This is a genomic window from Neisseria sp. HMSC064E01, assembly GCF_001808875.1.
Taxonomy (GTDB): Bacteria; Pseudomonadota; Gammaproteobacteria; order Burkholderiales; family Neisseriaceae; genus Neisseria; species Neisseria sicca_A.
In genome coordinates, this window is record NZ_KV794953.1 from 1 (window position 1) to 5,136 (window position 5,136).

At 51.7% G+C, this 5,136-nt stretch carries 4 protein-coding genes; all 4 read right to left on the reverse strand.

All coding sequences use genetic code 11. The annotated features are described in order from the left end of the window. Positions 1-203 precede the first annotated feature (203 nt). Entirely contained in the window at positions 204-872 is a 669-nt protein-coding gene (locus tag HMPREF2572_RS09565) for a LemA family protein (RefSeq protein WP_070498056.1), read from the reverse strand. Positions 873-954: 82 nt separating this feature from the next. After that, positions 955-4,170 (reverse strand): carbamoyl-phosphate synthase large subunit, encoded by a 3,216-nt coding sequence (gene carB / locus HMPREF2572_RS09570; protein WP_070498059.1) that lies wholly within the window; start codon positions 4,168-4,170, stop codon positions 955-957. Positions 4,171-4,173: 3 nt separating this feature from the next. Next, on the reverse strand, positions 4,174-4,665 hold the full coding sequence (locus HMPREF2572_RS09575; RefSeq protein ID WP_070498061.1) for a hypothetical protein: 492 nt from the start codon (positions 4,663-4,665) through the stop codon (positions 4,174-4,176). 78 nt (positions 4,666-4,743) lie between these two features. Then, positions 4,744-5,136, reverse strand: a 393-nt coding sequence (locus tag HMPREF2572_RS09580) for a transposase (protein WP_148132321.1), incomplete at its 5' end; no start/stop codon positions are given.

Sequence of the window (5,136 nt, forward strand, 5' to 3'; positions counted from 1 at the left end):
TTATGAGTGTCCAAGATTTTGGGGCCAGTTCAAACCGGAAAATTGGTTTTCAGACGACCTTTTTGTTGAAGCTAAACCTAATTCAGATTCAGCCCCTATTTTTCAAGCATCCATGTACCTCCTATACGCTGTATACGCCTAGGGAGTTGTGGCTTTTTAGGTTGCCCCGTTGGCAGCTTTACTGCCTGGTTCTCAGGGTAGGTTTATTCTGGTTTTTCAGACGGTGTATCAGCTGGATTATCTGTACTGTTGGTGGGCTGTGTTACGTCGTTAGTCTGATTTCCGAGTTGTTTTTTGTTGCCCTGTACTACCTGAACAGCCTGAGTGGAAATATTTTTCACGGCTTTTGCGCTGTTTCCGATAATTTCTTGCAGTACAGCGCTATCGTCGCGCGCAAAACTTTGTACTTGTGCATCAAATTTTTCATCATCGCTGTCAAAGTACTCCACCGTGTCAAACGACAGTTTTTGAGCTACTAACACCGCAGGAAATGAATTACGGTAGCTGTTGAACCGCTTCACACGGTTATTATAATTTTCTCGGCGCGCCAAAATGTCATTTTCCAATGCTTCCAGCTGTCCCATCAGTTTTTGATAGGTGGCATCTGCTTTCAGCTGGGGGAAATTTTGTGCCATTGCAGCCAGTTGTTGGGTGTTTTGCGACTGAGCCACGCGCAATTGAGTGACCTGTTCGTGTTCTAAATAACCTGAAGCGATTTCAATAATTTGCCCGCTTAGTTGTTGACGTTTTTTTAATCCCGCCTGCAGATTGGAAAATCCTTCACGGATATTCTGCATACTGCTTTGTAGCTTGTTATACACTTTCACCAGCCACAAAACGATAACTATCAAAATCACTAATAACCAAAACATTCCATTTTCCTTTTGCTGTGTATTGTCAAATTTCAGGCTGCCTGAAACTGTTTTCTCTAGTTTTCAGGCAGCCTGAAACGCCCTACTTCCGCGCCTTCAACCGTCCATGCAACTCCTGCACGCTGTACACGCCTAGGTGGTCGCGGCTTTTTGCGCCTTCGCTCATGGCTTCGCCGCCGGCGATGGTGGTGTATTGCGGCACGCGTTGGGTGAGGGAGGTGCGGCGGATGCTGTGGCTGTCGGCGATGGACTGCGCCGAGCTGCTGACGGTGTTCACCACCAGCGCGATTTCGCCGTTTTTAATCGCGTCCACGATGTGCGGGCGGCCTTCCTGCACTTTGTTTACCGCTTGCACGATGATGCCGTGCTCTTTCAGGTATTCGGCGGTGCCGCGTGTGGCGCAGACGCCGTAGCCGAGGGCTTGGAAGTTTTGCGCGGTTTTGACGATGAGCGGTTTGTCCTCGTCGCGCACGGCGAGGAAGATTTTACCGGTCGGGTTCAGGCGTTCGCCTGCGCCGAGTTGGGCTTTGTAGTAGGCTTCGCCGAAGCTTGCGCCCACGCCCATCACTTCGCCGGTGGAGCGCATTTCAGGGCCGAGGATGGTGTCCACGCCGGGGAATTTGATGAAGGGGAACACGGCTTCTTTAACGGCATAGAAATCGGGGACGACTTCTTTTTCCACGCCTTGCTCTTGCAGGGAAATGCCTGCCATGCAGCGCGCGCCGACTTTGGCGAGCGGCACGCCGGTGGCTTTGGAGACGAAGGGGACGGTACGGCTGGCGCGCGGGTTCACCTCCAATACGAACACCACGCCGTCTTGCACGGCAAACTGTACGTTCATCAAGCCGACCACGCCCAGCGCGTACGCCATGGCTTTGGTTTGGCGGCGGATTTCGTCTTGGATTTCTTCGCTGAGCGAGTAGGGCGGCAGCGAGCAGCCGGAGTCGCCGGAGTGGATGCCTGCCTGTTCGACGTGCTGCATGATGCCGCCGATAACCACGTCTTTGCCGTCTGAAACGCAGTCCACATCGACTTCAATCGCGTTGTTCAGGAAGAAGTCGAGCAACACGGGGCTGTCTTCGGATACCTGTACGGCTTCGCGCATGTATTTTTGCAACTCTTCGGCGGAGTGGACGACCTGCATGGCGCGACCGCCGAGGACGTAAGACGGGCGCACGACCAGCGGATAGCCGATTTCTTCGGCTTTGACGAGCGCCTCTTCTTCATTGTGGGCGATGCGGTTGGGCGGTTGGCGCAGGCCTAAGTCGTTCAACACTTTTTGGAAGCGTTCTCGGTCTTCGGCGGCGTCGATGCTGTCGGCGGACGTGCCGATGATGTTCACGCCGTTTTCAACCAATGCGTTGGCGAGTTTGAGCGGGGTTTGGCCGCCGTAATGCACAATCACGCCCCACGGGTTTTCGGTGCGGACGATTTCCAACACGTCTTCCAGCGTCAGCGGCTCGAAATAGAGGCGGTCGCTGGTGTCGAAGTCGGTGGACACGGTTTCGGGGTTGCAGTTGACCATGATGGTTTCAAAGCCCGATTCGCGCAGGGCGAGCGCGGCGTGAACGCAGCAGTAGTCAAACTCGATGCCCTGACCGATGCGGTTCGGGCCGCCGCCGAGAATCATCACTTTTTTACGGTCGGAAGGACGCGCTTCGCATTCTTCTTCGTAAGTGGAATAGAGATAGGCGGTTTCGGTGGCGAACTCGGCGGCGCAGGTATCGACGCGTTTATACACGGGATGCAGCTTCAGCGCGTAGCGGTGTTCGCGCACTTCTTTTTCTTTTACGCCCAAAAGCTGCGCGATGCGTTTGTCGGAGAAGCCTTTGCGTTTCAGACGACGTAAGGCGGCGAAATCCAAATCTTGCAGGCAGCCTGCACTTACCTGCTGCTCTTCTTTCACCAAGTCTTCGATTTGCGCCAAGAACCAAGGGTCGATGGCGCAGATCTCGTGGATTTCTTCCAACGTGAAGCCCGCGCGGAACGCGTCTGCCACAAACAGCATGCGCTCAGGGCCGGGGTTGGCCAGTTCGCGGCGGATTTCCGCTTTGTCTTCGCTGCGGGGGTTGAAGCCGCACAAGCCGGTTTCCAAACCGCGCAAGGCTTTTTGGAAACTTTCCTGAATCGTGCGTCCCATCGCCATCACTTCGCCCACAGATTTCATCTGCGTGGTCAGGCGGTCGTCTGCGGCAGGGAATTTCTCAAATGCGAAACGCGGGATTTTGGTTACGACATAGTCGATAGAAGGCTCGAACGACGCAGGTGTACGGCCGCCGGTAATGTCGTTGCGCAACTCGTCCAGCGTAAAGCCGACCGCCAGCTTCGCCGCCACTTTCGCAATCGGGAAACCCGTCGCTTTGGAAGCCAGCGCGGACGAACGGCTCACGCGCGGGTTCATCTCAATCACAATCATCTCGCCGTTTTCAGGGTTCACCGCAAACTGCACGTTCGAGCCGCCCGTGTCCACGCCGATTTCGCGCAATACCGCCAACGAAGCGTTGCGCATGATTTGGTATTCTTTGTCCGTCAGCGTTTGCGCCGGCGCAACCGTAATCGAGTCGCCCGTATGCACGCCCATCGGGTCGAAGTTTTCAATCGAACAAATGATGATGCAGTTGTCTGCCTTATCGCGCACCACCTCCATCTCGTACTCTTTCCAGCCGAGCACGGACTGCTCAATCAGCAGCTCATGCGTTGGCGACGCATCGAAACCGCGTTCGCAAATCGCCAAAAACTCGTCTTTATTGTAGGCAATGCCGCCGCCCGAACCGCCCATGGTGAAAGACGGACGAATCAGCGTCGGGAAGCCGACCTGTTCCTGCGCCGCCAAGGCTTCGTTCATCGTGTGGCAAACAAAAGATTTCGGGCAGGAGAGGCCGATTTTCTCCATCGCCTCCTTAAAGCGGCCGCGGTCTTCCGCCTTGTCGATCGCGTCTTCCGTCGCGCCGATTAATTCAACATTGTATTTTGCCAACACGCCGTTGCGCGCCAAATCCAGCGCACAGTTCAGCGCGGTTTGACCGCCCATCGTGGGCAGAATCGCATCAGGCCGCTCCTTGGCGATAATCTTCTCCACCGTCTGCCACATAATCGGCTCGATGTAGGTAACATCCGCCATTTCAGGGTCGGTCATAATCGTGGCGGGGTTGGAATTCACCAGAATGACTTTGTAGCCTTCTTCACGCAAAGCCTTGCAGGCCTGTGCGCCCGAATAGTCAAATTCGCAGGCCTGACCGATAACGATAGGGCCGGCGCCGATGATAAGGATAGATTTTAGGTCGGTACGTTTGGGCATGGGTTAATCCTTAGTTAAATTTAATGTATTGTATATTTTTCTAATCTTGAAAAGCATACGTATCCAAATATCAATCTCTGTTTGAGTTACATGTGAACTTAATTCTTGTTTTAACTGATTTCGAGTTTGATTAATGTATTGTCTTATTTGTTTTCCAGCGACTAATATTTCTTGTATTTCAATATTATTAGGTTTATTTAATTTAGATGAAATATTAACAAAATCATTATATGAAGAATGAAGTGATAGACTTCGAGTTCTATTTAACCAAGTTTGTATCGTTTCCTCATTTTTACTACACTCTTCTAAAATGTTTGCGCATGAATCACTAAAATTTATAAGGTCATTAATTTCTTTTTTTAAGAGCTCTATATCTTTTATTTTCTTTGATAAAATTTTATTTTTTACCATATTAATTGATTTAGGTACGCCCAAGCCTACAAGAAATGTGCCCAATTCTGCATAATCTTTTATGATGGTAAAGAAATCTGACATCGTATTTCCCTATATATAAATTAACAAGCGTAGCAACTGTATTTTTTACCCCGTCGGGCAAAAATACCAAAACTCAAATCAAGCCGTTTGGATACCGTTTTTGGCAAAGTAATCACGCATACGGGCATTCAATATCGTCAGCAGTTTGCGCATACATGCCGTAACGGCAACCTTATACGGCTTACCCTTGGACAGCAGGCGTTGGTAGAAATCCCGAATAAGCGGTTCAAAACGTGTCGCTACCACGGTAGCCATATACAGCGCCTTACGTACCGCAGACCTTCCGCCGAAGCAGCGGCTTTTGAATTTGGTTTCCCCACTCTCCCTCGGGTGTGGGGCAATACCGACCAGACTCGCTATCCGTTTGTGGCTCAGCCGTCCCAATTCGGGCAGCATTGCCATCAGCGTAGCTGTTGTTATCGAACCGATGCCTTTGATCTGCTCTGCCACTTGGGCTTTGCCGTCAAAATG